General features: G+C 69.8%; 22 protein-coding genes, 1 tRNA gene and 1 riboswitch. Of the genes, 7 read left to right on the top strand and 16 right to left on the bottom strand.

Annotated features, from left to right (window positions below):
- Positions 1-58 precede the first annotated feature (58 nt).
- On the bottom strand, positions 59-2,641 hold the full coding sequence (gene clpB / locus BLT23_RS04630) for an ATP-dependent chaperone ClpB (protein ID WP_090046011.1): 2,583 nt from the start codon (positions 2,639-2,641) through the stop codon (positions 59-61).
- A gap of 147 nt (positions 2,642-2,788) precedes the next feature.
- Here clpB and BLT23_RS04625 point away from each other — a divergent pair, with 147 nt between their 5' ends.
- Positions 2,789-3,172 (top strand): VOC family protein, encoded by a 384-nt coding sequence (locus tag BLT23_RS04625; RefSeq protein WP_090046009.1) that lies wholly within the window; start codon positions 2,789-2,791, stop codon positions 3,170-3,172.
- Here the strand turns inward: BLT23_RS04625 and BLT23_RS04620 are convergent.
- Together BLT23_RS04620 and BLT23_RS04615 are read right to left on the bottom strand one after the other, a co-directional pair.
- Complete coding sequence (locus tag BLT23_RS04620; RefSeq protein WP_090046007.1) at positions 3,070-4,728, bottom strand: MDR family MFS transporter; 1,659 nt, start codon at positions 4,726-4,728, stop codon at positions 3,070-3,072. The genes BLT23_RS04625 and BLT23_RS04620 overlap by 103 nt on opposite strands.
- 188 nt (positions 4,729-4,916) lie before the next feature.
- Positions 4,917-5,546: a pyridoxamine 5'-phosphate oxidase family protein gene (locus tag BLT23_RS04615; RefSeq protein ID WP_342713637.1), complete on the bottom strand. Its 630-nt coding sequence runs from the start codon at positions 5,544-5,546 to the stop codon at positions 4,917-4,919.
- A 303-nt stretch (positions 5,547-5,849) separates the two neighbouring features.
- Between BLT23_RS04615 and BLT23_RS04610 the strand changes: the two genes are divergently transcribed.
- Both BLT23_RS04610 and BLT23_RS04605 read left to right on the top strand, forming a co-directional pair.
- Positions 5,850-6,953 (top strand): FAD-binding oxidoreductase, encoded by a 1,104-nt coding sequence (locus BLT23_RS04610; RefSeq protein WP_090046003.1) that lies wholly within the window; start codon positions 5,850-5,852, stop codon positions 6,951-6,953.
- Positions 6,954-6,956: 3 nt separating this feature from the next.
- Positions 6,957-7,041, top strand: a riboswitch (ZMP/ZTP riboswitch).
- Between the two features lie 13 nt (positions 7,042-7,054).
- Positions 7,055-8,272 carry a serine hydroxymethyltransferase gene (locus tag BLT23_RS04605; protein WP_090046001.1) on the top strand — a complete coding sequence of 406 codons (1,218 nt, stop codon included), beginning with the start codon at positions 7,055-7,057 and terminating at the stop codon, positions 8,270-8,272.
- On the opposite strand, the gene BLT23_RS04600 is transcribed toward BLT23_RS04605, so the two are convergent.
- A complete protein-coding gene (locus BLT23_RS04600; protein ID WP_090045999.1) occupies positions 8,273-8,842 on the bottom strand; it encodes a TetR/AcrR family transcriptional regulator in 570 nt (189 codons plus the stop codon). It abuts the gene before it with no gap.
- An 83-nt stretch (positions 8,843-8,925) separates the two neighbouring features.
- Between BLT23_RS04600 and BLT23_RS04595 the strand changes: the two genes are divergently transcribed.
- Positions 8,926-9,825 carry an SDR family oxidoreductase gene (locus BLT23_RS04595; RefSeq protein ID WP_090045998.1) on the top strand — a complete coding sequence of 300 codons (900 nt, stop codon included), beginning with the start codon at positions 8,926-8,928 and terminating at the stop codon, positions 9,823-9,825.
- Between the two features lie 84 nt (positions 9,826-9,909).
- Here the strand turns inward: BLT23_RS04595 and BLT23_RS04590 are convergent, their stop codons facing one another.
- The 8 genes from BLT23_RS04590 to BLT23_RS04555 all read right to left on the bottom strand — a co-directional run bounded on the left by BLT23_RS04590 (position 9,910) and on the right by BLT23_RS04555 (position 16,681).
- Positions 9,910-10,338: a heat shock protein transcriptional repressor HspR gene (locus BLT23_RS04590; RefSeq protein WP_090046824.1), complete on the bottom strand. Its 429-nt coding sequence runs from the start codon at positions 10,336-10,338 to the stop codon at positions 9,910-9,912.
- A gap of 5 nt (positions 10,339-10,343) precedes the next feature.
- Complete coding sequence (gene dnaJ / locus BLT23_RS04585; protein ID WP_090045996.1) at positions 10,344-11,507, bottom strand: molecular chaperone DnaJ; 1,164 nt, start codon at positions 11,505-11,507, stop codon at positions 10,344-10,346.
- Between the two features lie 33 nt (positions 11,508-11,540).
- The gene (gene grpE / locus BLT23_RS04580; RefSeq protein ID WP_090045993.1) at positions 11,541-12,242 is read right to left on the bottom strand and encodes a nucleotide exchange factor GrpE; all 702 of its coding nucleotides are present in this window, start codon (positions 12,240-12,242) and stop codon (positions 11,541-11,543) included.
- Positions 12,239-14,107, bottom strand: a complete 1,869-nt coding sequence (dnaK, locus tag BLT23_RS04575) for a molecular chaperone DnaK (protein ID WP_090045991.1) — start codon at positions 14,105-14,107, stop codon at positions 12,239-12,241. The genes grpE and dnaK overlap by 4 nt, the downstream gene beginning before the upstream one ends.
- Positions 14,108-14,291: 184 nt before the next feature.
- On the bottom strand, positions 14,292-15,131 hold the full coding sequence (locus tag BLT23_RS04570) for a DUF4097 family beta strand repeat-containing protein (protein WP_090045989.1): 840 nt from the start codon (positions 15,129-15,131) through the stop codon (positions 14,292-14,294).
- Between the two features lie 80 nt (positions 15,132-15,211).
- A complete protein-coding gene (locus BLT23_RS04565; protein WP_090045987.1) occupies positions 15,212-15,766 on the bottom strand; it encodes a hypothetical protein in 555 nt (184 codons plus the stop codon).
- 4 nt (positions 15,767-15,770) lie between these two features.
- Positions 15,771-16,352 carry a TetR/AcrR family transcriptional regulator gene (locus tag BLT23_RS04560; RefSeq protein ID WP_090045985.1) on the bottom strand — a complete coding sequence of 194 codons (582 nt, stop codon included), beginning with the start codon at positions 16,350-16,352 and terminating at the stop codon, positions 15,771-15,773.
- Positions 16,353-16,357: 5 nt separating this feature from the next.
- Complete coding sequence (locus tag BLT23_RS04555; RefSeq protein ID WP_090045984.1) at positions 16,358-16,681, bottom strand: DMT family transporter; 324 nt, start codon at positions 16,679-16,681, stop codon at positions 16,358-16,360.
- 145 nt (positions 16,682-16,826) lie between these two features.
- Here BLT23_RS04555 and BLT23_RS04550 point away from each other — a divergent pair, with 145 nt between their 5' ends.
- Positions 16,827-19,100 carry a (Fe-S)-binding protein gene (locus BLT23_RS04550; protein ID WP_090045982.1) on the top strand — a complete coding sequence of 758 codons (2,274 nt, stop codon included), beginning with the start codon at positions 16,827-16,829 and terminating at the stop codon, positions 19,098-19,100.
- 66 nt (positions 19,101-19,166) lie between these two features.
- Here BLT23_RS04550 and BLT23_RS04545 read toward each other — a convergent pair whose 3' ends face one another.
- The 3 genes from BLT23_RS04545 to BLT23_RS04535 all read right to left on the bottom strand — a co-directional run bounded on the left by BLT23_RS04545 (position 19,167) and on the right by BLT23_RS04535 (position 22,379).
- Entirely contained in the window at positions 19,167-19,547 is a 381-nt protein-coding gene (locus BLT23_RS04545) for a phage holin family protein (protein WP_090045981.1), read from the bottom strand.
- Positions 19,548-19,581: 34 nt separating this feature from the next.
- Positions 19,582-20,865, bottom strand: coding sequence for a hypothetical protein (locus BLT23_RS04540; protein WP_090045979.1), 1,284 nt, complete (start codon positions 20,863-20,865; stop codon positions 19,582-19,584).
- Positions 20,866-21,092: 227 nt separating this feature from the next.
- Complete coding sequence (locus BLT23_RS04535; protein ID WP_176946604.1) at positions 21,093-22,379, bottom strand: SdrD B-like domain-containing protein; 1,287 nt, start codon at positions 22,377-22,379, stop codon at positions 21,093-21,095.
- A gap of 215 nt (positions 22,380-22,594) precedes the next feature.
- Between BLT23_RS04535 and BLT23_RS04530 the strand changes: the two genes are divergently transcribed.
- Positions 22,595-23,569, top strand: a complete 975-nt coding sequence (locus tag BLT23_RS04530; protein WP_090046822.1) for a cation diffusion facilitator family transporter — start codon at positions 22,595-22,597, stop codon at positions 23,567-23,569.
- A 4-nt stretch (positions 23,570-23,573) separates the two neighbouring features.
- Here BLT23_RS04530 and dcd read toward each other — a convergent pair whose 3' ends face one another.
- Complete coding sequence (gene dcd, locus BLT23_RS04525) at positions 23,574-24,155, bottom strand: dCTP deaminase (protein ID WP_090045975.1); 582 nt, start codon at positions 24,153-24,155, stop codon at positions 23,574-23,576.
- 110 nt (positions 24,156-24,265) lie between these two features.
- On the opposite strand from dcd, the gene BLT23_RS04520 reads away from it, so the two are divergent.
- Positions 24,266-24,339, top strand: a tRNA-Gly gene (locus BLT23_RS04520).
- The last annotated feature ends 63 nt before the right edge of the window (positions 24,340-24,402 follow it).

The following is a 24,402-nucleotide window of genomic DNA, read 5'->3' as shown; positions in this document are numbered from 1 at the left end:
CTCCGGGAACGCCGAAGCGGCCCCGCCGGACCGGCGGGGCCGCTCGCGTTGTCGTCCGTCAGGTGGTGCGGCCGACGATCAGACCCGTCTGGTCGTCCAGCACGTCGACCTTCACCGTGTCGCCGTCGCGCACCTCGCCGGCCAGCAGCTCCTTCGCCAGCTGGTCGCCGATCGCCGACTGCACGAGCCGCCGCAGCGGCCGGGCGCCGTAGACCGGGTCGAAGCCGTTCAGGGCGAGCCAGTCGCGGGCCGCCGTCGTGACCTCCAGGGTCAGCCTGCGGGCGGCCAAGCGGTCGCCCAACCGTCCGATCTGGATGTCCACGATGGACGTCAGCTCCTCGGTGGCGAGCGCGTGGAACACCACGACGTCGTCCAGCCGGTTCAGGAACTCCGGCTTGAAGTGCCGCTGGACCACGGACATGACCGCGTCCTTGCGCTCCACGTCGGTGAGCGACGGGTTCACGATCGTCTGCGAGCCCAGGTTCGAGGTGAGCACCAGGATCGTGTTGCGGAAGTCGACGGTGCGGCCCTGGCCGTCGGTCAGCCTGCCGTCGTCGAGGACCTGCAGCAGCACGTCGAACACGTCCGGGTGCGCCTTCTCGACCTCGTCGAGCAGCACGACCGAGTACGGGCGGCGGCGGACCGACTCGGTCAGCTGGCCGCCCTGGTCGTAGCCGACGTAGCCGGGAGGCGCGCCGACGAGGCGGGCCACCGAGTGCTTCTCGGAGTACTCGCTCATGTCGATGCGGATCATCGCCCGTTCGTCGTCGAACAGGAACGCGGCCAGCGCCTTGGCCAGCTCGGTCTTGCCGACGCCGGTGGGGCCGAGGAACAGGAACGAGCCGGTCGGGCGGTCCGGGTCGGCCACGCCCGCGCGGGTCCTGCGCACGGCATCCGACACGACGCGCACCGCCTCGGCCTGGCCGACGACGCGGCGGGCGAGCTCGTCCTCCATGCGCAGCAGCTTGGCGGTCTCACCCTCCAGCAGGCGTCCGGCCGGGATGCCGGTCCACGCCGACACCACGTCCGCGACGTCGTCGGGGCCGACCTCCTCCTTGAGCATCGCCGCCTCGTGGGTCGACTCGGCGGCCGCGGCCAGCTCCTTCTCCAGCTGCGGGATGCGGCCGTAGCGCAGCTCGGCGGCACGGCCGAGGTCGCCGTCGCGCTCGGCGCGCTCCGACTCGCCGCGCAGCGACTCCAGCTGCTCCTTCAGGGTGCGGACCTTGTCGATCGAGCCCTTCTCGTTCTGCCAGCGGGCGGTCAGCCCGGACAGCTCCTCGCGCTTCTCGGCCAGCTCGGCGCGCAGCGCGGACAGCCGCTCCCTGGAGGCCGCGTCGGACTCCTTGGCGAGGGCCATCTCCTCGATCTCCAGCCGGCGGACGGCGCGTTCGACGGTGTCGATCTCGACGGGCCGGGAGTCGATCTCCATGCGCAGCCGGGACGCGGCCTCGTCGACCAGGTCGATCGCCTTGTCCGGCAGGAAGCGCGCGGTGATGTAGCGGTCGGACAGCGTCGCGGCGGCGACCAGGGCGGCGTCCATGATGCGCACGCCGTGGTGCACCTCGTAGCGCTCCTTGAGCCCGCGCAGGATGCCGACCGTGTCCTCCACGGACGGCTCGCCGACCAGCACCTGCTGGAAGCGGCGCTCCAGGGCGGCGTCCTTCTCGATGTGCTCGCGGTACTCGTCGAGCGTGGTGGCGCCGACCATGCGCAGCTCACCGCGGGCGAGCATCGGCTTGATCATGTTGCCGGCGTCCATCGCGGACTCGCCGGTCGCACCGGCGCCGACGATGGTGTGCAGCTCGTCGATGAACGTGATGACCTGGCCCGCCGAGTCGGTGATCTCCTTCAGCACGGCCTTGAGCCGCTCCTCGAACTCGCCGCGGTACTTGGCGCCCGCGACCATCGAGCCGAGGTCGAGGGACACGACCCGCTTGCCGCGCAGCGACTCGGGCACGTCACCGGCCACGACGCGCTGCGCGAGGCCCTCGACGATCGCGGTCTTGCCGACGCCGGGCTCACCGATCAGCACGGGGTTGTTCTTGGTGCGCCGCGACAGGACCTGCACGACCCGCCGGATCTCGGCGTCACGGCCGATCACGGGGTCGAGCTCGCCCTTGCGCGCACGTTCGGTCAGGTCGACGCCGTACTTCTCCAGCGCCTTGTAGGTGCCCTCGGGGTCGGGCGACGTCACGCGGGCCGACCCGCGGACCCTGCTGAACGCCTCCTTGAGCGCGTCCGGCGTCGCACCGTGCTTGCGCAGCAGGTCGGCGACCTGGCCACCGTGCTGCGCGAGCCCGACGAGCAGGTGCTCGGTGGACACGTACTCGTCGCCCATCTCGGTCGCGAGCTCCTGCGCCTTGCCGAGCACCCGCACGGCGTCGCGGGAGAGCTGCGGCGCGGAGACCGTCGAGCCGGAGGCGCTGGGCAACGACCGGGAGAGCTGCTCCAGCTCCTTGCGCACGAGCGTGGCGTCGGCGCCCACGGCCTCGAGCAACGGCGCGGTCAACCCGTCCGTCTGCGCCAGCAGCGCGCTGAGCAGGTGCACGGAACCCACGTCGGGGTTCCCGTTGAGCGTCGCGGCCTGGACCGCCGCGGAAACCGCCTGCTGCGTCTTCGTCGTCGGGTTGAAAGCGTCCATTCCTCCACCTCGTGGTCAGCATCGAGCCTGGACCATCATCCCGCACAACGTCAGAAAAGTTGAGTCTGTTCCGCTCAACTCCGAAGACGTGACGGACGTCGCGAAATCGACATGTCAGCGCGGCCGGTTTCAGCCAAGATCGGCCCCATGACGTCCATCATCCACAGCATCACCGTCGACGCGCGCGACGCGTACGCGATCGGCACGTGGTGGAGCCAGGTGCTCGGGCACCCGGTCCACCCCGACGACAACCCCGGCGACCCGGAGTGCCTGATCGAGCTGCCGAACGGCCCCCGCTGCCTGTTCATCAACGTCCCGGAGGGCAAGGAGCTGAAGAACCGCCTGCACCTGGACCTGCAGCCGGCGGAGGGCACCCGCGACGAGGAGGTGGAGCGCCTGGTGGGCCTCGGCGCGACGATCTTCGACGATCAGCGCAGGCCGGACGGAACGGGCTGGGTCACGATGCGCGACCCCGAGGGCAACGAGTTCTGCGTGGAACGCAGCGCGACCGAACGCGCCACGACCTCCTGACCGCCGTCACTCGAAAGCACCAACAGCTTGTCCACAGCAGGTCGCGAGTTGTCCACAACCCGCTGGTCAGTATCCACAGGTGAAGCAAGCTCAGTGGCGACCGACTGTTCACCAGAACCCGTTGGAGTGACATCCACGGACTCGCGCAGCGGCTGCTCCTTGATGAACAGCACGGCGACGACGGTGAACACCGCGAGCCCGGCGGCGATCAGGAACAGCTGCCCCATCGCGTCACCGTAGGAGTCCCGCACCACCGGGGACAGCGAGCCGCGGCCGAGCGTCTGGGTGCTCACCTGGGCCGCCAGCACCGCCCCGAGCACCGAGACGCCGGCCGTGCCGCCCAGCGACCGCAGGAACGTGGCGGTCGAGCTCGCGGCACCGAGGTCCGCCATGCCCACGCCGTTCTGCACGGCCAGCACCAGGTTCTGCATCGTGAGCCCCACGCCGACGCCGACCAGCGCCAGGTAGGCCCCCATCAGCACGAGGTTCGTGCGGTGGTCGATCGTGCCGAGCAGCGCCAGTCCCGCCACCAGCGAGAACGCGCCCCAGACCAGGTAGCTCTTCCACCGCCCGCTCCGCGAGATCAGCTGCCCGCTGATCGTCGAGGAGATGCTCAGCCCGAGCACCAGCGGCACCGTCAGCAGCCCGGCCTTGGTGGGCGAGAACCCGCGGGCGATCTGGAAGTACTGCCCCATGAACACCGAGGCCCCGAACATCGCCGTGCCCACGGCGACACCGCCGAACATCGCGAGCACCACGGTCCGGTTCCGGAACAGGTGCAGCGGGATGACCGGGGCGGACGCCCTCCGCTCGACGAAGTAGGCGGCCGCCAGCACCAGCAGGGCCCCGCCGGCGAACAACGCGCTCTCCCCGGACACCCAGGCGAAGTCCTTGCCCGCGAACGACACCCACATCAGCAGGAGGCTGACGCCACCGGTGATCAGCGTGGCCCCGAGGTAGTCGATCTTCACGTGCTGCCGCACGGTCGGCAGGTGCAGCGTCCGCCGCAGCACGACCAGCGCCACCAGCGCCAGCGGCACGCAGACGAAGAAGCACCAGCGCCAGCCGGGCCAGTCGACGAGGAACCCGCCGACCAGCGGCCCGCCGACCGTCCCGGCGGAGATGACCATGCCGGTGTAGCCGCTGTAGCGCCCGCGCTCCCGCGGGCTCAGCAGCGCCCCGACCACGACCTGCCCGAGCGCCTGCACGCCGCCCATGCCGAGGCCCTGCACGACCCGGAACCCGATCAGCTGCTCCATGTTCTGGCTGAACCCGGACAGGACCGAGCCGATCACGAACAGGACGATCGCGGTCTGGAGCAGCGTCTTCTTGTCGAACAGGTCGGCGAGCTTGCCCCACACCGGCGTGCTGGCGGTGGAGGCCAGCAGCATCGACGTGATCACCCACGTGTACTGGGTCTGCGTGCCGTTGAGCTCGGCCAGGATCGTCGGGAGGGCGTTCGAGACGATGGTGGAGCTGAGGATCGCGACGAGCAACGCCACCCAGATGCCGGACAGCGCTTCGAGGATCTCCCGATGCGACGAGGGCCGAGTCAAGCACACCTCCAGTAGTAGTTAGTTGACGCCAATCAACTATATCTGGAGATAGTTAGCTAGGCCAACTAATTGGGTGACTGCTTGATCACAGGCAGAACCGGGCACCTCAGGGTGCCGGGAGAGGCTGGAGCCCTGGTCCACCGGAGCCGGAGCCGACCGGCCCGTCCGCAGGGCCTTCGCGAGAAACCTCAGGAGTCCTCGCGACCGGCCTTGACCCCGAAGAAGTCCCCGCCCTTGCGGCGGGCGTCGTCCGTGCCCCAGTGCCGGACCCGGTCCACCGGCACCATCCGGGGGATGTGTTTCCGGCAGTGCACGTACGCCTCGCGGACGGTGACGACGACCCAGCGCTCGACCCGCCGGTCCACCTCCCCGTCCAGCAGGTCGGCGAACTCCTCCAGCTCGGCCATCCTGGCGGCGCCGTTCACGTGCAGCCCGATCAGCTCCTCGGCGAAGTCCACCATCAGCATCCCGACGTGCGGGTTCTCCATGATGTTGCCGAGTGACGCCATGACCCCGTTCCCCCGGTACTCGGGGTAGACGATGGTCCGGGGGTCGAGCACGCGCAGGAACCCGGCGGCTCCGCAGCGCAGTGACGCGTCGCACTCCCCGTCGGCGTCGGCGGTCGAGATGAACGCCATCTCCATGCGTTCGACGAACTCGACCATGGCCGGGTTGAGGTGGTCCAGGACCTGGTCCTCGTAGAAGCGCCTAGCGCGATCGGAGGTCTCCAGGGCACATTGGAGGAAGTGCTCCCCGCGGGAACCGGGGAGCTCGACGTGGGAGGGCGAGGTGGTTTCGGTCAGCTCTGGCAGGGACACGGCGCCCACCCAAGCACGCAAGCACGCAACCCGGTACGGACGGACCCCCATGTTCACACTGTCGCGGTACCTACCGGTTGCGTACCGTAACCATGCTTCGCTCGAAGGTGGCATCAAGGAGTCAAAGGGCTAGTTCAGGGGTTACTGTCCACCCTGTCGGGGGACGGATGCTTGACGAGGACGGCAGCGCCTTGCCGGCGCCAATGAGAACGTGGAGACTGCGCGCGGACCATGACTGCGAACGCTGTGCTGAGCCCCATCCCTACCCCGCCACACCGAGAGCCCCCGCCTGGCGTCACCGCGATGGTGCGGATGATCCGGGAGAGCTTCGCGGTGGTGGAGCCGCATTCCGAAGAAGTGGCGAAGTTCTTCTACGGGATGCTCTTCTCGCTCTCGCCCGCCACACGCGAGATGTTCCCCGCGAACATGGAGGTGCAACGCAGCCGCCTGCTGCGCGCCCTCGTGCACGTGGTGCAGATGGTCGACCGCCCGGACGACCTCATCCCGTTCCTCCGCCAGCTGGGCCGTGACCACCGGAAGTTCGGTGTCATCAACGTCCACTACGAGGCGGTCGGGACCGCACTGCTGTCCGCGGTGAAGAAGTTCGCCGGTGCCGCCTGGACCCCCAAGGTCGAGATGGCGTGGGCCGAGGCGTACACGCTGATGGCGCGTGCCATGCAGGAGGCCGCCGACGCCGACACCGGACCCGCCTACTGGCACGCGACGGTGCTGGAGCACCAGCGCGTCTCGTGGGACCTCGCGGTCGTGCGGCTGCAACCGGACCACCCGGTCAACTACAAGGCCGGTCAGTACGTCAGCGTGGAGACGCCGCAGCGCAAGCGCCTGTGGCGGTACTACTCGCCGGCGAACGCCCCCCGCGAGGACGGCGTCATCGAGTTCCACATCCGGTCCGTCGACGGCGGCTGGGTGTCACGCTCCGTGGTCGGCCACACCCAGGCCGGTGACACGTGGCGCATCGGACCGCCGATGGGCCGTCTCTCGGTCGACCGCACGTCCGGCTCGGACATCCTGATGGTCGCCGGCGGCACGGGCGTGGCGCCGATGCACGCGATCATCGACGAGCTGTCGCAGTTCGGCGAGAACCCGCGCGTGCACCTGTTCTACGGTGGCCGCACCCGCGAGGACCTCTACGACCTCGACAACCTGCAACGCATCGCGACCACGAACCCGTGGCTCACGGTCGTGCCGGTGCTGGAGTCCGATCCCGGGGTCCGCGGCGTCGAGCAGGGCAGCCTCGCCGACGTCGTCACGCGGTACGGCGCCTGGGAGGACCGCGACGTCCTGGTCTGCGGCAGCCCGGCGATGATCCGTTCCACGGTGTCCCGCATGCTGGTCGCGGGAACGCCGCTCGACCGGATCAAGTACGACCCGTTCACGCTGGACTAGACTCGGCACGTCCGCGACTGGCGTGCCGAGGGTGGAACTGACCACCGGGAAGCGACGGCCGAGCGCACCGAACGCCTGGGTGCCCGGCACGGAGTGATGCCGTGCTGCGCGAAGCCGATCCCGAGATCGCCGCCCTGATCCAGTCCGAGGAACACCGCCAGGCCCGCAAGCTGCGCATGATCGCGTCGGAGAACGACGTGTCCGCGGCCGTGCTGGAGGCGACCGGCTCGGTGCTGACGAACAAGTACTCCGAGGGGTACCCCGGCAAGCGGTACTACGAGGGCCAGCAGGTCGTCGACCAGGTCGAGCTGCTGGCGCAGGAACGCGCGAAGGCGCTCTTCGGCGTCGACCACGCCAACGTCCAGCCCTACTCGGGCTCCCCGGCGAACCTCGCCGTCTACCTGGCCTTCCTGCAGCCCGGCGACACCGTGATGGGCATGTCGCTGCCGATGGGCGGCCACCTCACCCACGGCTGGAGCGTCTCGGCGACCGGCAAGTGGTTCCGCAGCGTCCAGTACGAGGTCCGCAAGGACACCGGCCGCGTCGACCTCGACGAGGTCCGGTCGCTCGCGCTCGCCGAACGCCCGAAGGTGATCTTCTGCGGCGGCACCGCGATCCCGCGCACCATCGACTTCCCGGCGTTCGCCGAGATCGCGAAGGAGGCGGGCGCGCTGCTCGTCGCCGACATCGCGCACATCGCGGGCCTGGTCGCGGGCGGTGCGCACCCGTCGCCGGTCGGCCACGCGCCGGTGATCACGACGACCACGCACAAGACGCTCAGGGGTCCGCGCGGCGCGATGATCCTGACCGACGCCGACCACGCGAAGGCGATCGACCGCGCGGTGTTCCCCGGTCTGCAGGGCGGCCCGCACAACCACACGACCGCGGCCATCGCCGTCGCGCTCAAGGAGGCCGCGCAGCCGGAGTTCCGCGAGTACGCGCACATGATCGTGAAGAACGCGCAGGCGCTCGCCGAGGCGCTGCTGGCGCGCGGGTTCGACCTGGTCTCCGGCGGCACCGACAACCACCTGGTGCTGATCGACCTGACGTCGAAGCTGATCGGCGGCAAGCCGGCCGCGCGGGCACTCGACCGGGCGGGCATCGAGCTGAACTACAACGCGGTGCCGTTCGACACGCGCAAGCCGTTCGACCCGTCGGGCATCCGGCTCGGCACCCCCGGCATCACCACGCGCGGCCTCAAGCCGGAGCAGATGCCGCTGATCGCGGACTGGATGGACCGCGCGATCGCCGCGCACGACGACGAGCAGGCGCTCGACCGCATCGCCGCCGAGGTCGAGGAGCTGCTCGGCTCGCTCTGATCAGGCGGTGAGCTCGCGCGCTGTCGCGCGGACGTCACCGAGGACCCGGCGGGCGACCTCGACCAGGTCGCCGCCGGTCTCCAGCCAGGTCTCGTACGACCTGTCGAAGGCCAGCACGCCGAGCTGGGCGGCCACGGCCGCCTCCTGCTCCGCCACCCCGCGCCGCAGCATCGCGTCCGTCATCGCGACGGCGAACCCGGCCGACTTCAGCGCCGCACGCTCGCGCAGCTCGTCGTTGCCCGCGATCACCACGAGCCGCCGCGGCCCGATCGCGCGCTGCTCGTCGGTGAACGGCGCGGCCGCCGCCGCCAGTGCCGCCTCGACCAGCCCCAGCGGCCGGGTGTCCTCCGGCGCGGCGGCGATCGCCCCTGTCATCAGCTCGGCCAGGGCCTCCTGACCGCCGAACAGCACCTCGCGCTTGTCGCGGAAGTGCCGGAAGAACGTGCTCTTCGTGAGCCCCGCCCGTTCGGCGATCTGCACGACGGACGTGTTCTCGTACCCCTGCTCGCCGAACAGGTCGAGTGCGGCGCGCACCAACCGGTCCCGCGCGTCCGGCTCCCATCGGCCCATGCCCCCATCCTAGGCGATGCGACCAAGTCCCATCACTCTGCTACGGTTGACGGGACCAAGTCCCATCACTAGGAGGAGACGACATGAAGGTCTTCGTCACGGGCGCCAGCGGCCACGTCGGCTCGGCCCTGATCCCGGAGCTGCTGCGGGCGGGCCACGAGGTCACCGGCCTGGCCCGGTCGGACGCGTCCGCCGCCAAGCTCGACGCACGGGGCGTCACCGTGCTGCGCGGCACCCTCGACGACCTGGACGTGCTGCGCAAAGGCGCGGCCGAGGCGGACGCCGTCATCCACCTCGCGTTCAAGCACGACGAGATGAACGCGGGTGACTACGAAACCGCTGTGACCGCGGACATCGCGGTGGTGCGGGCGTTGCTCGACAAGCTGTCCGGCACCGGAAAGGCCCTGGTCGGCACCGGCGGGACGCTCGCGTACGCGAGCCTCGGCCGCACCGGCACCGAGGACGACCGGCCCTCCGACGACAGTCCGCGCGGCCTCACGCGCAACCTGATCGTCGACGCGCAGGACGTCCGAGGCTCGGTCGTCATGCTGCCGCCGACCGTCCACAGCGAACTGGACACCACCGGCTTCATCCCGACCCTCGTGCGCATCGCACGGGCAACCGGCGTGTCCGGCTACCCCGGCGACGGCACGAACCGCTGGTCAGCGGGCCACACGCGCGACGCCGCCCGGCTGTACCGGCTCGCGGCGGAGAAGGCACCGGCCGGCTCGGTGCTGCACGCCGTGGGCGACGAGGGCGTGCCGACGAAGGTCATCGCCGAGATCATCGGCCGGAAGCTGGGCGTGCCCGTCGAGAGCATCCCGACGGAGCGCGTCGCGGAGCACTTCGGCCCGCTCGCGTTCATGGTGACGCTCGACGCGCCGACCTCGTCCAAGCGCACTCAGGCGCTGCTCGGCTGGAAGCCGGAACAGCCCGGCCTGGTCGAGGACCTGGAGGCGGGCTTCTACTTCACGGAGAGGTGAACGTCCCGGCGGACTCGCCATCGCTCCGACGAACACAACGAACTCGCCGCCGCTGCGAAGCAGCGGCGGCGAGTTCGTTGACCGTCATTTGCGCGGTTTGGGTTTCCACACGACGAGGGCGGTCTCCTGCCGGATCGGGACCAGGTCCCGCCGGTAGGAGGCGTGCACGGCGGCGGCCGTCGAGTCGGCGGCGGCCAGGGCCTGCGCGAGCTCCTGCTGCAGCTCGGCCACCCGCATCTGCAGCGCGTCGACCTGGTTCTCCAGCTCGATGATCCGCTTGATGCCCGCGAGGTTCACGCCCTCGTCCTGCGACAGGCGCTGGACCTCGCGCAGCAGCACGATGTCGCGCATCGAGTAGCGGCGCCCGCCGCCGGGGGTGCGCCCCGGCGACACCAGGCCCATCCGGTCGTAGGACCGCAGGGTCTGCGCGTGCAGGCCGGAGAGCTGGGCAGCCACCGAGATCACGAAGAACGGCGTGTCCTCATCGGTCCCGGGAGGGAACGGAAAACCCACCGAACTCACCGCCCTTCAAGAAGTGCGTTCAGATCACCACGAGGATCGTGGTCCTTCGTCACGTCCGCGTACGCCTCGAGTGCCGTGCGGGCCTCGGACGAGAGGTTGTTCGGCACCGCGACCTCCAGGGTGATCAGGAGATCGCCGGACGTGCCGTCGCGCTTGGTGATCCCCTTGCCCCGTGCCCTCAGCACCCGCCCGGAGGCGGTGCCTGCCGGCACCTTCAAGGTCACCTTGCCGTCGAGCGTGGGCACCGTCAACGTCGTGCCGAGCGCGAGCTCGGGGAACGTCATCGGCGCCTTCAGCGTCAGGTCGTTGCCCTGGCGGCCGAACACGCTGTGCGGGTTGACGTGCACGCGCACGAACAGGTCGCCGCTCGGGCCGCCGTTGCGGCCCGGTTCGCCCTGGCCCGCGAGGCGGATCCGCTGGCCGTCGTCGACGCCGGACGGGATCCGGACGGTCAGGGTGCGGGTCCTCGTGCTCACGCCTTCGCCGGCGCACTCGGGGCACGGGTCGTCGATGATCCGGCCGGTGCCGCGGCAGTCGCGGCACGGCTCGCTGAACGCGAACGCGCCCTGCGAGCGGGTGACCAGGCCGGAACCCGAGCACGTCGCGCAGGTGTGCGGGGTGGTGCCCGGCTTGGCGCCGGAGCCGCCGCACGTCGTGCAGGCGGCGGGGGAGGACAGGCGCAGCGGCACCGTCGCTCCCTTCACCGCCTCGGTGAAGTCGATGCGGACGTCGGTCTCGACGTCCTCGCCGCGGCGGGGACGCGTCGGCGAGCCGGCCGCCCCCGAGCCGCGCCGGTTGAACAGGCCGCCGAGCAGGTCGCCCAGCCCGCCGCCACCGGTGCCCTGCGCCGCCCGCCCGAACAGGTCGTTGACGTCGAAGCCGCCGGAGCCGAAGCCGCCGGCGCCGGGGAAGCCACCGCCGCCCGCGAACAGGCGGCGGGCCTCGTCGTACTGCTTGCGCTTGGCCGGGTCCGACAGCACGCCGTACGCCTCGGAGACCGACTTGAAGCGGGCCTCGGCCTTGGCGTCACCGGGGTTCGCGTCGGGGTGCAGCTCGCGGGCGAGCTTGCGGTACGACTTCTTGATCTCGTCCGCCGAGGCGTCGGAGGAGACGCCCAGCTCGCGGTAGAAGTCCTTTTCGATCCAGTCCCTAGCACTCACCGGACGTCTCCTCCTTCCCCACGGTCATCTGGCCTAGCTCTCTTCAGCGGACTGTTCTGCACCGGCCGGCGCCGGCTCGTGGTCCGTCACCGCGACGAGCGCGGGCCGGACCAGCTTGTCGCCGAACGTGTAGCCGCGGCGCAGGACGGCGGTGACCGTCGGCCCGTCGACGTCCGGGGACGTGCTGTGCTGCACGGCCTCGTGCACCGCCGGGTCGAACGCCTCGCCCTCGTGCGCGAACGGCTCCAGGCCGGTCTTCTGCAACGTGGACACGAGCTTGTCCGCCACCGCCTTGAACGCGCCGGTGAGGTCGCCGTGGGTGGCGGCCCGCTCGAGGTCGTCGAGCACCGGGAGCAGTTCGGAGGCGACGGACGCCTTCGCGGTGGTGATCACCGACTCGCGGTCGCGTTCCACCCGCTTGCGGTAGTTCGCGTACTCGGCGGTGAGCCGCTGGAGGTCCGCCGTGCGCTCGTCGAGCTGCGTCTTCAGCTCGGCGGCCACGTCGTCCACGACCTCGGCGACCAGTGGTTCGTCGGAAACCGGAGCAGCGCCTTCCGGCCGGCCCTCCGCCGGGGCCTGGGCCCCGGCGTCCTGCCCGCCGTCTTCCGGGCTCTCCTCGGGGGCCGCGTGGGCCGGCTGCCGGACCTCGCCCGTCTCCTGGTCGGTCCGGTGCCGGTCGTCCGCGACGACCTGAGGCTGCTCCTCGTCAGGGGCGGCGTGCCTCGGTTCGGTCACTTCTTCTCGTCCTCGTCCACGATCTCGGCGTCGACGACGTCGTCGTCCTTCTTGGCGCCCGCGCCCGCACCCGCGGCACCCGGAGCGTCGGCACCGGGGGCCTCGGCGCCCGCGGCACCCGGCGCGTTGGCGTAGATCGCCTGGCCGATGGCCTGGGACTCGGTCGCGAGCTTCTCGACCGCCGTCTTGATGGCGTTGATGTCGGTGCCCTTGAGCGCCTCGTTGGCCTCGGCGATCGCGGCGGTGACCTTCTCCTTGACGTCGGCCGGGAGCTTGTCGTCGTTCTCCTTGACGACCTTCTCCGTCTGGTAGACCAGCGTCTCGGCCTGGTTGCGGACCTCGGCCTCCTCGCGGCGGCGCTTGTCCTCCTCCGCGTGGGCCTCGGCGTCCTTGACCATGCGGTCGATGTCGTCCTTCGGCAGCGCGGAGCCACCGGTGATCGTCATCGACTGCTCCTTGCCGGTGCCGAGGTCCTTCGCCGACACGTGGACGATGCCGTTCGCGTCGATGTCGAAGGTGACCTCGATCTGCGGCACGCCGCGCGGGGCGGGCGGCAGGCCGGTCAGCTCGAACATGCCGAGCTTCTTGTTGTGGGCCGCGATCTCGCGCTCGCCCTGGAAGACCTGGATCTGCACGGACGGCTGGTTGTCGTCGGCCGTCGTGAAGGTCTCGGAGCGCTTGGTCGGGATCGTGGTGTTGCGCTCGATGAGCTTGGTCATGATGCCGCCCTTGGTCTCGATGCCGAGGGACAGCGGGGTGACGTCGAGCAGCAGGACGTCCTTGACCTCACCGCGCAGGACACCGGCCTGCAGGGCGGCGCCGACGGCGACGACCTCGTCCGGGTTCACGCCCTTGTTGGGCTCGCGACCGCCGGTCAGCTCCTTGACGAGCTCCGCGACGGCGGGCATGCGGGTCGAGCCACCGACGAGCACGACGTGGTCGATGTCGCCGACGGAGATGCCGGCGTCCTTGATCACGTTGTTGAACGGCGCGCGGGTGCGCTCGAGCAGGTCGTTGGTGATCCGCTGGAACTCGGCGCGCGACAGCGTCTCGTCGAGGAACAGCGGGTTCTTGTCCGCGTCGACGGTGATGTACGGCAGGTTGATCGAGGCGTTGCTGGAGCTCGACAGCTCGATCTTGGCCTTCTCGGCGGCCTCGCGGATCCGCTGCAGGGCCATCTTGTCCTTGGTCAGGTCGATGCCGTTGGCCTGCTTGAACCGGTCGACCAGCCAGTCGACGACGCGCTGGTCCCAGTCGTCGCCACCGAGGTGGTTGTCACCGGAGGTCGCACGGACCTCGACCACGCCGTCGCCGAGCTCGAGCAGCGAGACGTCGAACGTGCCGCCACCGAGGTCGAAGACCAGGATGGTCTGCTCCTTCTCGCCCTTGTCGAGGCCGTAGGCCAGGGCGGCGGAGGTCGGCTCGTTGACGATGCGCAGGACGTTGAGGCCCGCGATCTGGCCGGCCTCCTTGGTGGCCTGGCGCTGCGCGTCCTCGAAGTACGCCGGGACGGTGATGACCGCGTCGGTGACCTCTTCGCCCAGGTACGCCTCGGCGTCGCGCTTGAGCTTCATCAGCACGCGCGCGCTGATCTCCTGCGAGGTGTACTGCTTGCCGTCGATCTCGTCGGTCTTCCAGGTGGTGCCGACGTGCCGCTTGACCGACCGGATGGTGCGGTCGACGTTGGTGACGGCCTGGTTCTTCGCGGGCTGACCCACGAGGACCTCGCCGTTCTTGGCGAACGCGACGATGGACGGGGTCGTCCTCGAGCCCTCCGAGTTGGCGATGACCGTCGGCTCACCGCCCTCGAGAACGGCGACGACGGAGTTGGTCGTCCCCAAGTCGATGCCGACTGCACGCGCCATTGGAGTTCCTTCCGCTAGTACTTGTTGAGCGTTGGTGGCTCAAGTTTGCCACCTGCTCAACCTTGAGCCTAGCCGACTCAAGCTTTCTGACTGTGCCAACGGCTGGGAAAGTCTCGTTGTTCCCTCAGAACGCGACGAGGACCACCCCTCGTGGAGTGGTCCTCGACACATCAGGTCCGGATGCTCAGATCGCGTACACCCGGACCTCCCCCGAGCCGGTGGTGAGGTTGAGCTCGAGCGCCGCGGCCGGGTCGGTCGGAACGTGGATCTCCCGATCACCGCTGCCGGACGTCCCGGTGATCTTGTACGGGCCTCCCGGCACCCGGACGGTGACGTCGCCGGAGCCGGCGTTGACGCGCACCGACCTCGGTTCGGCCAAGGTCAGCTCGACCCGTCCCGACGAGGCGTCGGCGACGACGTCGCCGCTCAGCGCGGTGCCCTCGACGCGCCCGGAACGGGTGAGCGCGAAGACCTTGCCCCCGACCGTGTTCAGCTCGATGCGGCCGGAGCCCAGGTCGGCGGTCAGCGTGCCCCCGATCCTGGTGGCCCTGAGGTCACCGGACCCGCTGTTCGCCTTGACGTCGCCCGCGATGTCGAGGAGGACGATCTCGCCGGAGCCCGTCTCGAAGTCCACGGAGGCCAGGCCCTCGATGGTCACGTCCCCCGATCCCACGTTGCCGACCACGGTGATGTCGGGCGAGGGCACGAACACCTCGTAGTTGGCGTCGCAGTCGTCCCCGCACGAGTCCAGCACCAGCGAGGTGCCCTCGACGCGGTGGGTGGGACCCGTGGGCTTCGTGTCCTTGGTGTACTCGGCCTTGCGGCGCAGCTTCGTCTCCGTCAACCCCTGCTGGTACCGGATCGTGACGTCCCCCGAGTCGCTGCGCGCACGCACGGACGTGAACTTCTCCCCGACCACGTACTCGTCGAAGGACTCGTGCTTCACGATGCGGATGCCACAGCCCGTCAGAGTCGTGAGAACCGTCCCCGCCACCAACGCCACCAGCACCGCCGTCCTCGTCATGGCCTCAAAACTAGAGGTGGCGGCACCTCAGGACACGGCAGTCAGCCCCCTGAGCCGGGGTGGGGTTGTCCCTACCTGCCTCAGACCAGGTCTTCGAGCACCGCGCGCAACGCGGGCGCCGTGCGGCCGGGGTCGTTGAGGAACCGGGTGGACGCGAGCACGTGCGCGGGGGCGATGCGCTCCCAGAGCAGGCCGTCGACCGGCACCTCGGCGATGTGCAGCTCGACGCTCTGCGCCCACCGGCCGATCCGCGACTCGATGCCGCGCAGCACGTCACCGATCGGCAGCGCGGCGGGGCTCTGCACCCGGTGCAGCTCGCCGATGCCGGGCTTCAGGGCCAGCACGGCGGCGTGGGAGGCGGGCCTGGTCAGCAACCCGGGGGCGTCCTCCGGCGTCGCGGCCTCGGTGCCGCGGGTGCACGCGTCGAGGGCGTCTGCCCACCAGCCGGGCCACTCGGCGGTGACGGCCGCGCGGTCGACACCCGCGGGCACCCGCACCGGCAGCGACGGCTCCAGGCCGGGCACGTGCGGTTCGACGTCGACGGACAGCGCGAGCGAGTCGCGCACGTAGAGCGCCGTGAGGAGCCCCAGGGACACCCCGTGACTGATGCCGGAGACCTCTCGCGCGAACCTCATGACCTCATTGTTCCCGCGGAGCGGCCGGGAATTCGTCGCGACCGCGGATCAAGAAGGACACGATTGGCTCCAGCTCGTCCCCGTTCGGAGCAACATCGGCTATCAGACCCTGGATCAGCAGCCCGTCGACCGCCGCGAGGAGCGCGCGGAACGCGACCGGGTCGGCGGGGCGCACCGTCTCCACCGCGAGGTCGAGCCACCGGCGCGCGGCGGCCCTCAGCTCCGGCCGCCTGCCCGCCAGCAGGTACAGCTCGTACTCGGCGAGCGTGCGGCCGCGGTTCTCGTCGACCGACCGCGCGATGACCTCGGCGATCTCCCGCGCGGTGCCGCCGCTCGCGACGATGCGCAGCATGTCGTCGCACACCGCCTCCGCCGTCCACAGCAGCGTGGCGATCAGCAGGTCGTCGAGGGTCGCGAAGTAGTAGGTCGGCGCCGTCGTCGGCACCCCCGCCTCGCGGGCGACGCTGCGGTGCGTGACGCCGGAGATGCCGTCGCGCTCGATCACGCGCAGGGTCGCCTCGACGATCGCCCTGCGCTTCTTCTCGCCCCGCGCCTTGCGGCCGTCGGCCTTCCGCGGCTGGGTCACTGCGGTCAGTGCGTCCTCCCGAGCTCGAGCGTCACCACCCCACCGATGATCAGGACCAGTCCGGCGACCATCGTGGGGTTGAGGGTCTCGCCGAGGAACTTCCAGCCGATGAGCGCCACGGCCGCGACACCGACGGCCGACCACACGGCGTAGGCGACACCCACGGGCATGCCCGACTTCAACGCGCGGGACAGTGCCGTGAAGGCGATGGCGTACCCGGCGACGACCACGACCGACGGCCACAGTCTGGTGAATCCTTCCGACAGTTTCAACGAGACCGTCGCGGCGATCTCCGCCACGATCGCCGCGGCGAGGTACAGGTACAGCACGGCGACCTCCGGCGGGTCAGGGCAAACTAGTTGAACGATTGTTCCACAAGTTTTCGGTCATCCGGCGGGAACTTGACCGTTCCGTGAGGAGACACCGGCCACGTCCAAGTGGTTACTCAGCGGTAACCTGGCCTAGACTCCCGCCATGACCCTCCAGCTGGTTCTCGGGCTCGTCGCCGTAGCGGTGAGCGTCGTCGCCTGGGGCGTGTTCGTCGCCGGCGTCTGGAAGATGATCAAGATCATCCGGCTGGGCCAGCCCGACGGGACCCGCACGGGGCCGTTCTGGCCGCGCCTGAAGACGATGGTCGTCGAGTTCGTGGCGCACACGAGAATGGCGAAGTTCCGTTCGGTGGCCCCGTGGCACTGGATGGTGATGTGGGGCTTCCTCATCGGCTCCGCGGTGCTGTTCGAAGCCTACGGCGAGGTGTTCGACCCGCACTTCCACTGGCCGGTCATCGGCACGTGGTCGCTGTGGCTGCTGCTCGTCGAGCTGCTGGGCCTCGGCACCGTCGTCGGCGGTGTGGCCCTCGCGGTCATCCGCCAGCGCAACCACCCGCGCCGCGCCGACCGGCTCTCCCGCTTCGCGGGCTCCAGCTTCCGCTCCGCGTACTTCGTCGAGGCCGTCGTGGTCATCGAGGGTCTCGGCATCCTGCTGGTGAAGGCGTTCAAGCAGTCGAGCGGCCTCGAGTCCGCGCCGCTGTGGACGTCGTTCGTGACGCAGCCGCTCGCGCAGATCCTGCCGTCCGCCCCGATCTGGGTGTCCGTGATGGCGCTGGTCAAGCTGCTGAGCGGCATGATCTGGCTGGTCGTCGTCGGCCGGAACCTCACCATGGGCATCGCCTGGCACCGGTTCTCGGCGTTCTTCAACATCTACTTCAAGCGCGAGGACGACGGCGGCGTCGCCCTCGGCGCCCTCAAGCCGATGATGTCCGGCGGCAAGGTGCTGGACCTGGAGGAGGCCGACCCCGACAAGGACGTGTTCGGCGTCGGCAAGGTCGAGGACTTCAGCTGGAAGGGCTGGCTCGACTTCTCCACCTGCACCGAGTGCGGCCGCTGCCAGTCGCAGTGCCCCGCCTGGAACACCGGCAAGCCGCTGTCGCCCAAGATGGTGATCACGCAGCTGCGCGACCACGCGTTCGCCAAGGCGCCGTACCTGCTGGCAGGCGGCTCGCGCGACATGGCCGGTGACGAGGTCGGCCTGGTCGAGGACAAGTACGAGGACTACAAGAAGCGCCTCGAGTCGATCGACGTGCTGGCGATGGCCGAGTCCGAGCGTCCGCTCGTCGGCGGCCCCGGAGACGACACAGCGCTGGGCGGCGTCATCGACCCCGAGGTGCTGTGGTCGTGCACGACCTGCGGCGCGTGCGTCGAGCAGTGCCCCGTCGACATCGAGCACGTCGACCACATCGTCGACATGCGCCGCTACCAGGTCCTGATCGAGTCGAACTTCCCGACCGAGCTCGGCGGCATGTTCAAGAACCTGGAGAACAAGGGCAACCCGTGGGGCCAGAACGCCAAGGACCGCCTGGCGTGGACCGAGGGCCTCGAGTTCGAGGTGCCGGTCTTCGACGGCGAGCTGGGCGACGCGGAGTACCTGTTCTGGGTCGGCTGCGCCGGAGCGTTCGAGGACCGCGCGAAGAAGACCACGCGCGCCGTCGCCGAGCTGCTGCACACCGCGGGCGTCAAGTACACGGTGCTCGGCCCGGAGGAGACCTGCAGCGGTGACCCGGCCCGCCGCGCCGGCAACGAGTTCCTGTTCCAGATGCTCGCGCAGCAGAACGTCGAGGTCCTCAACTCGGTGTTCGAGGACCGGCCCGCCGGCCAGCGCAAGATCGTCGTGACGTGTGCGCACTGCTTCAACACGCTGGCCAACGAGTACCCGTCGGTCGGCGGCACGTACGAGGTCGTGCACCACACGCAGCTGCTGAACAAGCTGGTGCGCGAACGCCGCCTGGTGCCGGTCGCGCCGGTCACCGAGGACGTCACCTACCACGACCCGTGCTACCTGGGCCGCCACAACAAGGTCTACGAGGCGCCGCGTGAGCTGATCGGCGCGTCCGGCGCGAAGCTGCGCGAGATGCCGCGGCACGAAGAGCGCTCGATGTGCTGTGGCGCCGGCGGTGCGCGCATGTGGATGGAGGAGCGGATCGGCAAGCGCATCAACCTCGACCGCGTGGACGAGGCGCTCGGCACCGCACCGTCGAAGATCGCGACCGGCTGCCCGTTCTGCCGCGTGATGCTCACCGACGGCGTGACCGCGCGCCAGTCCGACGGCCAGGCCGGTGCGCACGTCGAGGTCGTGGACGTGGCTCAGATGCTGCTGGAGTCGGTGCGCCGCGGCACGGAGAAGCAGGACACGCCGACCGACGAGGTCCCGACCGGCACACCGCTGCCCGACGAGGACAAGACGAAGGCGTAGTTCCCGCCGAACGCGAGAGGCCCTCGGTCCGATGTGGACCGAGGGCCTCTTCCGTGCGGCGGGAAGTCAGTCCTTGTCGGTGATCTTGTCGTAGACCACGTTCAGCGCCCAGCTCGCCAGGGCGACGATGATCGCGCCCCAGAACGCGGGCCAGAAGCCGTCGACCCGGAACGGCAGGTCGAACTGCTCGGCGATCCACCCGGTGAGCATGAACAGCAGCGCGTTCACGACGAGCCCGATCAGCCCCAGCGTCAGCAGGTAGAACAGGCAGCCGAAGAACTTCACGAGCGGCTTCACCACCGCGTTCACCAGACCGAAGATCACCGCGACGCCGATCAGCGTCAGGATCCGCGAGCCGGTGGTGCCCTCGCCCAGGTCGATGCCGGGGATGGCGGTCGAGACCCAGACCGCCACGGCAGTCAGCAGCACATGCACCAAGATGCCCATGCCGCGCAGACTAGCCGTGACGGGTCCTAAGTGGTCAGGATCGGCGACGGCGTGCCACGAAGAGCGCGCCCACACCCGCGGCCAGCAGCAGTGCGCCGAGGCCCAGGAAACCCAGCGGTGACGCACCGGTCGAGGCGAGGCCCGAACCGTTGCCCGCCTTGGCGACCGCCTGGTCCGTCGTGCTCGTGGGCGCCGCCGTCGTGGTCGTCGCCGTCGGCTCGGTGGTCGTGCCCGGCCCGGTCGTGGGCCGCGCGACCACCTTGATCGTCTTCACGGCCACGTTGTTCTGCTGGCCGACGTCCGGCAGGCGGCCGAAGTTGAAGCGCACCAGCGCGTGCACCTCGGTGTACTCGACGTCGGTCAGCTCGATCCGCAGCGCGACGTCGACCTGCTGGCCGGGGAGGATCTTGGCGTTGACGGTGAAGTCCTCGTCGGTGCCCGGCCGCAGCGTCACGTTCTCGCTGTGCGACAGCAGCTTCGCGGCGAACGACCCCAGGAAGAACGTCGGCGCGACCGGCACGTTGCCGTGGTTGGTCAGCGTCAGCTTCAGATCGAGCTGGTCGCCGATCGTGTACACGTCCCGGACCGGCGTGACGGCCGACTCCAGGCCGATGTCGGCCTTCGCCTCGAGGTAGCGCAGGTCGAGGCGGTCCGTGCGGTCCTCGTCCCAGATCTGCTGGAGCTTGTGCGACCCCGTCAGCCAGTCGATGTCGTGCGGCGTCCTCGGCGGGGCCAGAGCCAAGCCCTCCGCGGTGAGGTCCGGTGCGGTGATCGTGAAATCGCCGTCCGGCAGGTCGAACGAGTAGGTGCCGTCCGCGCCCGGCTGCGTCTCCAGCTCGATCGCACGACCGCTGCGCGACCGGCCGACGACCTTGATCCGGCCCTGGTGGGTCCGCTCGCCCGCCTGCTTCACGCCGTCGCCGTTCGCGTCGACGAACGAGCTGCCTGCGAGGATCTGGCCGATCAGGTTGAAGTCGGCGTCCGCCGTGCTCTCGGTGATCAAGCCGTACATCGGCCGGTTCGTGGCGTAGTCCTGGTTGATGTAAGTCACCGCGTACTCCGGCCCCTTCGGCACGACCACGCGGTAGCGGCCGCTCGCGTCCGTGCCGAAGTCGCCGATGATGCGGCCGGTGTCGTGTTCGGAGACCCGCACGGAGAGGCCGTCCGTCCAGACGACGTCCCCTTCGTCGAAGACGCGGTTGACGTTGCGGTCGAGGTAGACCAGGCCCCCGATGGTGATGGTCTCGTCCTGGGCGGCCGCCGGTGTGGCGGGCAGGACGAGGGCAGCCGTCAACGCGACGGCGAAGTGCTTCTTCACGGTGATCCCCCAAGATCGTCTGTGGAGGACATCTCCGCACCGGCGCCCGGTGTTGCGTGACACCGGACACGGAGACGCAGAACGGCCCGCGTCTCTCCCGGACGCGGGCCGTTCCGTCTTACCCCCTGGTGATCAGCGTCCCCCCGGATGCGGATCCCAGTCGTAAGACACCTCAGGAGCGGCGAATGTTGCCCCGCCCCGCGAATGTCACTCGAACGCAGTAACGGTCAGCCCTGCTGCCGACGCCGGGCACCGAAAAGAGCCAGGCCACCGAGGGCGAGCGCCCCCAGGCCGATCGCGCCCGCGGCGACGGGGTCCACGCCGGTGTTCGCCAGGCCGGCCGTCTTGGCGGGGGCCGCGACCGGAGCACCACCCTGCGGCTGCGTCTGCGGCTGCGTCTGGGCGGGCAGTGCGTTGATCGTGCGGGTCAGCACGTCGTTGGACGGGTCGGTGTCGGGGAGGAAGCCCTGCACCTGCCACTTGATCTCGCCGCCGGTGAACTCCTTCTCCACGACGACCCTGGCGCCGAGGAACTCGACGAGCCCCTGGTGCTTCTTGTCGCCGTGCACCGCGTGCACCTCCTGGCCGCGGATCACAGCCGTGTCGCCGAGACCACCGACCGCGGCCTCGATGCGCAGCCCCTCCGGCAGCGTCAGCACCCCACCGATGCTCTCCGGCACGTCGCCGTTGGGCGTGACCGAGCCGTAGACCTCGATGACGTCGCCCACCCGGAAGTCGTTCTCGTCGGTGGCGCCGCCGCCCGGCCGGTTGATCAGCACCTGCACCGCCTTCAGGTCGGCACGCGGCACCACGTAGCCGGAGTCGATGCCCGTGACCTGCTCACCCTTCCCGACCACGACCGGCTGCGACAACGCGCTGACCCAGTCGAACTTCGAGTCACCACCACCCTTGGTCAGCACCAGCCGGTCGGCTTGGAGGCGGGAGGAGAACAGCCGGTACTCGCCGGGCCCGAGACCGTCGAAGCAGTACCCGCCGTCCGCACCGGAGTGGGCCTGGCGATCGGTCCCGTGCAGGTAGACCAACCGGCCGGACACCGGCCCCTCACCCGCCTGCCGCTCGCCGTCGGAGTTCTCGTCCATCCAGGCGACGCCGCAGATCGAGCCGCCACGCAGGCCGAAGGAGATCGAGTGCCCGCTGTGGTCAGTGACGTCGACCCGCACCGAGGAGGGCGTGGTGCCGCCCAGCTTCGAGTCGACGTAGCTGACCTCGTACACGTCGGACTGCACGTACTTGACGAGCCAGTTCCCGGCCGCGTCGGTCGAGTACGGGTACGCCTTGCCGTCCGTCCCCTTCACGAGGACTGCGGCGTCCTTGATCCCGGGCTCGCCCTCCTGCCGCACACCGTCGCCGTTGAGGTCGTTGAACACGGTGCCGCCCATGAAGCTCGACGGACGGTCCTCGTTCTGCGCGAACGCGGTGCCCGGCAGCGCGAGCGGCACGGCGACCAGCGAGGTGACGATGCCGACGGCCGCGGCGCGGTGGACGATCCCCATTTTCCTGCCCCCAATTTTTTTGCGCAGCACAAATAGAGCCGCGAGCATTCCGGATTGATTTCCCGACCTGTTTCCCAGCCGCCCCCGGCAGCCAGTCGACAAGAAGTCGTCTGAGCACCCCTCCCGGTTGCCCCCGAGACAAAACCGTGATTTTCGCCGGTCAACGGCCCGCTTCCGACCTGTGAGCGGGCGCCACCGGGCCTACAGTGATCGTCATGAGCGAGCAGCCGCAGACTTCCGGGGAAAGCACTCTCACCGTCGTCCTGGCCCTGGTCGTCAACCTCGCCATCGCGATCACGAAAGCGATCGCGGGTGTTTTGACCGGTTCGGCGGCAATCCTCTCCGAAGCCGCGCACTCGGTGGCCGACACGTTCACCGAGGCCCTCCTGCTCACGGCCCTGCGCCGCTCCGACCGCCCGGCCGACCGCCGCCACCCGTTCGGCTACGGCAAGGAGCGCTACTTCTGGTCCCTGCTGGCCGCGGTCTCGATCTTCGCCTCGGGCGCGGTGTTCGCGTTCTACGAGGGCTTCCGCACCGTCTTCGGCGCCCCGGAAGAACAAACCCGCCCACTGGTGGGCTACATCGTGCTCGGCGTGGCGTTCGTGCTGGAGTCCGTGTCGTGGACCCAGGCGTTCCGCCAGGTCCGCTCCCAGTCGGCCGAGCACGGCCACAGCTTCTGGGACTTCCTGCGCACGTCCGACGACCCGACCGTCAAAACCGTCTTCCTGGAGGACTCCGCGGCCCTGATCGGCCTGCTGCTGGCCGTGTCCGGCCTCGGCCTGCACCAGCTCACCGGCTCGTCGGTGTGGGACGGCCTCGCGTCACTGGCCATCGGCGCACTCCTGGCAACCGTCGCGTACATCCTCGCCCGCACCAACCGCGGCCTGCTGATCGGCCGCCAGGCAGACCCCGTCGTCGTGAAGGCGATCTGGCGCCGCCTGGCCTCGGAACCCGAGGTCGACGCCGTGGTGGACGTGCTGACGATGCTCATCGGCACCGACCGCGTACTGCTGTGCGCCCGCCTCGACTTCGACGACGCCCTGACCGCGTCCGACCTGGAGAGGGCGTGCGTGCGCATCTCGGCGGAACTGCACACCGAGTTCCCGGACCTCGACGAGGTCTTCCTGGAACCCGTCCCCCGCACCGACCCCGAACTGCGGCGGCGCGTGCTGGAGCGTTACGGCTTCTAACGCTTCAGCGGCGCGTGTCGGTGCGGTGGAAGTTCAGGTACGCCCGGCTCGGCGTCGGCCCGCGCTGCCCCTGGTACCGGCTCCCGGCCTGCGCAGACCCGTACGGGTGCTCGGCCGGACTCGACAGCTTGAACAGGCACAACTGCCCGATCTTCATACCGGGATGCAGCGTGATCGGCAGGTTCGCGACGTTCGAGAGCTCCAGCGTGATGTGCCCTGAGAACCCGGGGTCGATGAACCCCGCGGTGGAGTGCGTGAGCAACCCGAGCCGCCCCAGACTGGACTTGCCTTCAAGCCGCCCGGCCAGGTCGTCCGGCAACGTCACCATCTCGTAGGTGGAGCCGAGCACGAACTCACCGGGGTGCAGCACGAACGGCTCGTCCGCCGGCACCTCGACCATGCTGGTGAGGTCGTCCTGCTGCTGAGCGGGGTCGATGTGCGTGTAGCGGGTGTTGTTGAAGACCCGGAAGAACCGGTCGAGCCGCACGTCGATGCTGCTCGGCTGGAGCATCTCGACGTCGAACGGGTCGAGCACGAGCCGGCCCGACTCGACCTCTTTGCGCAGATCCTGGTCACTCAGCAGCACCTGGACAGGCTAACCGAATCCGGACGCGGCGCCCTGGCCGGGACACGGGCGTTGAGGTGCTGGACGCGTGCGTTGCGACGCTGTGTATGATCGGCGGCGAGCTTGCTCCTGCGGGTGTAGTTCATTGGTAGAACGACAGCTTCCCAAGCTGTAGAGGCGGGTTCGATTCCCGTCACCCGCTCCACGACGAGGGCCCAGGTCACACGACCTGGGCCCTCGTCTTTTGCTGTCGTGGCGCGACGCAATC

This window comes from Lentzea fradiae (assembly GCF_900100955.1).
In the GTDB taxonomy this organism is placed as follows: Bacteria; Actinomycetota; Actinomycetes; order Mycobacteriales; family Pseudonocardiaceae; genus Lentzea; species Lentzea fradiae.
Note: the sequence above shows the minus strand (reverse complement) of the source record. Positions and strands in the feature narration are given on the sequence as shown.

Coding starts and splice junctions, on each gene's coding strand:
- BLT23_RS04570 (WP_090045989.1), bottom strand. CDS start 15,131: ATGACGAGGACGGCGGTGCTGGTGGCGTTGGTGGCGGGGACGGTTCTC.
- BLT23_RS04565 (WP_090045987.1), bottom strand. CDS start 15,766: ATGAGGTTCGCGCGAGAGGTCTCCGGCATCAGTCACGGGGTGTCCCTG.
- clpB (WP_090046011.1), bottom strand. CDS start 2,641: ATGGACGCTTTCAACCCGACGACGAAGACGCAGCAGGCGGTTTCCGCG.
- BLT23_RS04600 (WP_090045999.1), bottom strand. CDS start 8,842: ATGGGCCGATGGGAGCCGGACGCGCGGGACCGGTTGGTGCGCGCCGCA.
- BLT23_RS04625 (WP_090046009.1), top strand. CDS start 2,789: ATGACGTCCATCATCCACAGCATCACCGTCGACGCGCGCGACGCGTAC.
- BLT23_RS04595 (WP_090045998.1), top strand. CDS start 8,926: ATGAAGGTCTTCGTCACGGGCGCCAGCGGCCACGTCGGCTCGGCCCTG.
- BLT23_RS04535 (WP_176946604.1), bottom strand. CDS start 22,379: ATGGGGATCGTCCACCGCGCCGCGGCCGTCGGCATCGTCACCTCGCTG.
- BLT23_RS04530 (WP_090046822.1), top strand. CDS start 22,595: ATGAGCGAGCAGCCGCAGACTTCCGGGGAAAGCACTCTCACCGTCGTC.
- BLT23_RS04545 (WP_090045981.1), bottom strand. CDS start 19,547: ATGGGCATCTTGGTGCATGTGCTGCTGACTGCCGTGGCGGTCTGGGTC.
- BLT23_RS04550 (WP_090045982.1), top strand. CDS start 16,827: ATGACCCTCCAGCTGGTTCTCGGGCTCGTCGCCGTAGCGGTGAGCGTC.
- BLT23_RS04610 (WP_090046003.1), top strand. CDS start 5,850: ATGGTGCGGATGATCCGGGAGAGCTTCGCGGTGGTGGAGCCGCATTCC.
- dnaK (WP_090045991.1), bottom strand. CDS start 14,107: ATGGCGCGTGCAGTCGGCATCGACTTGGGGACGACCAACTCCGTCGTC.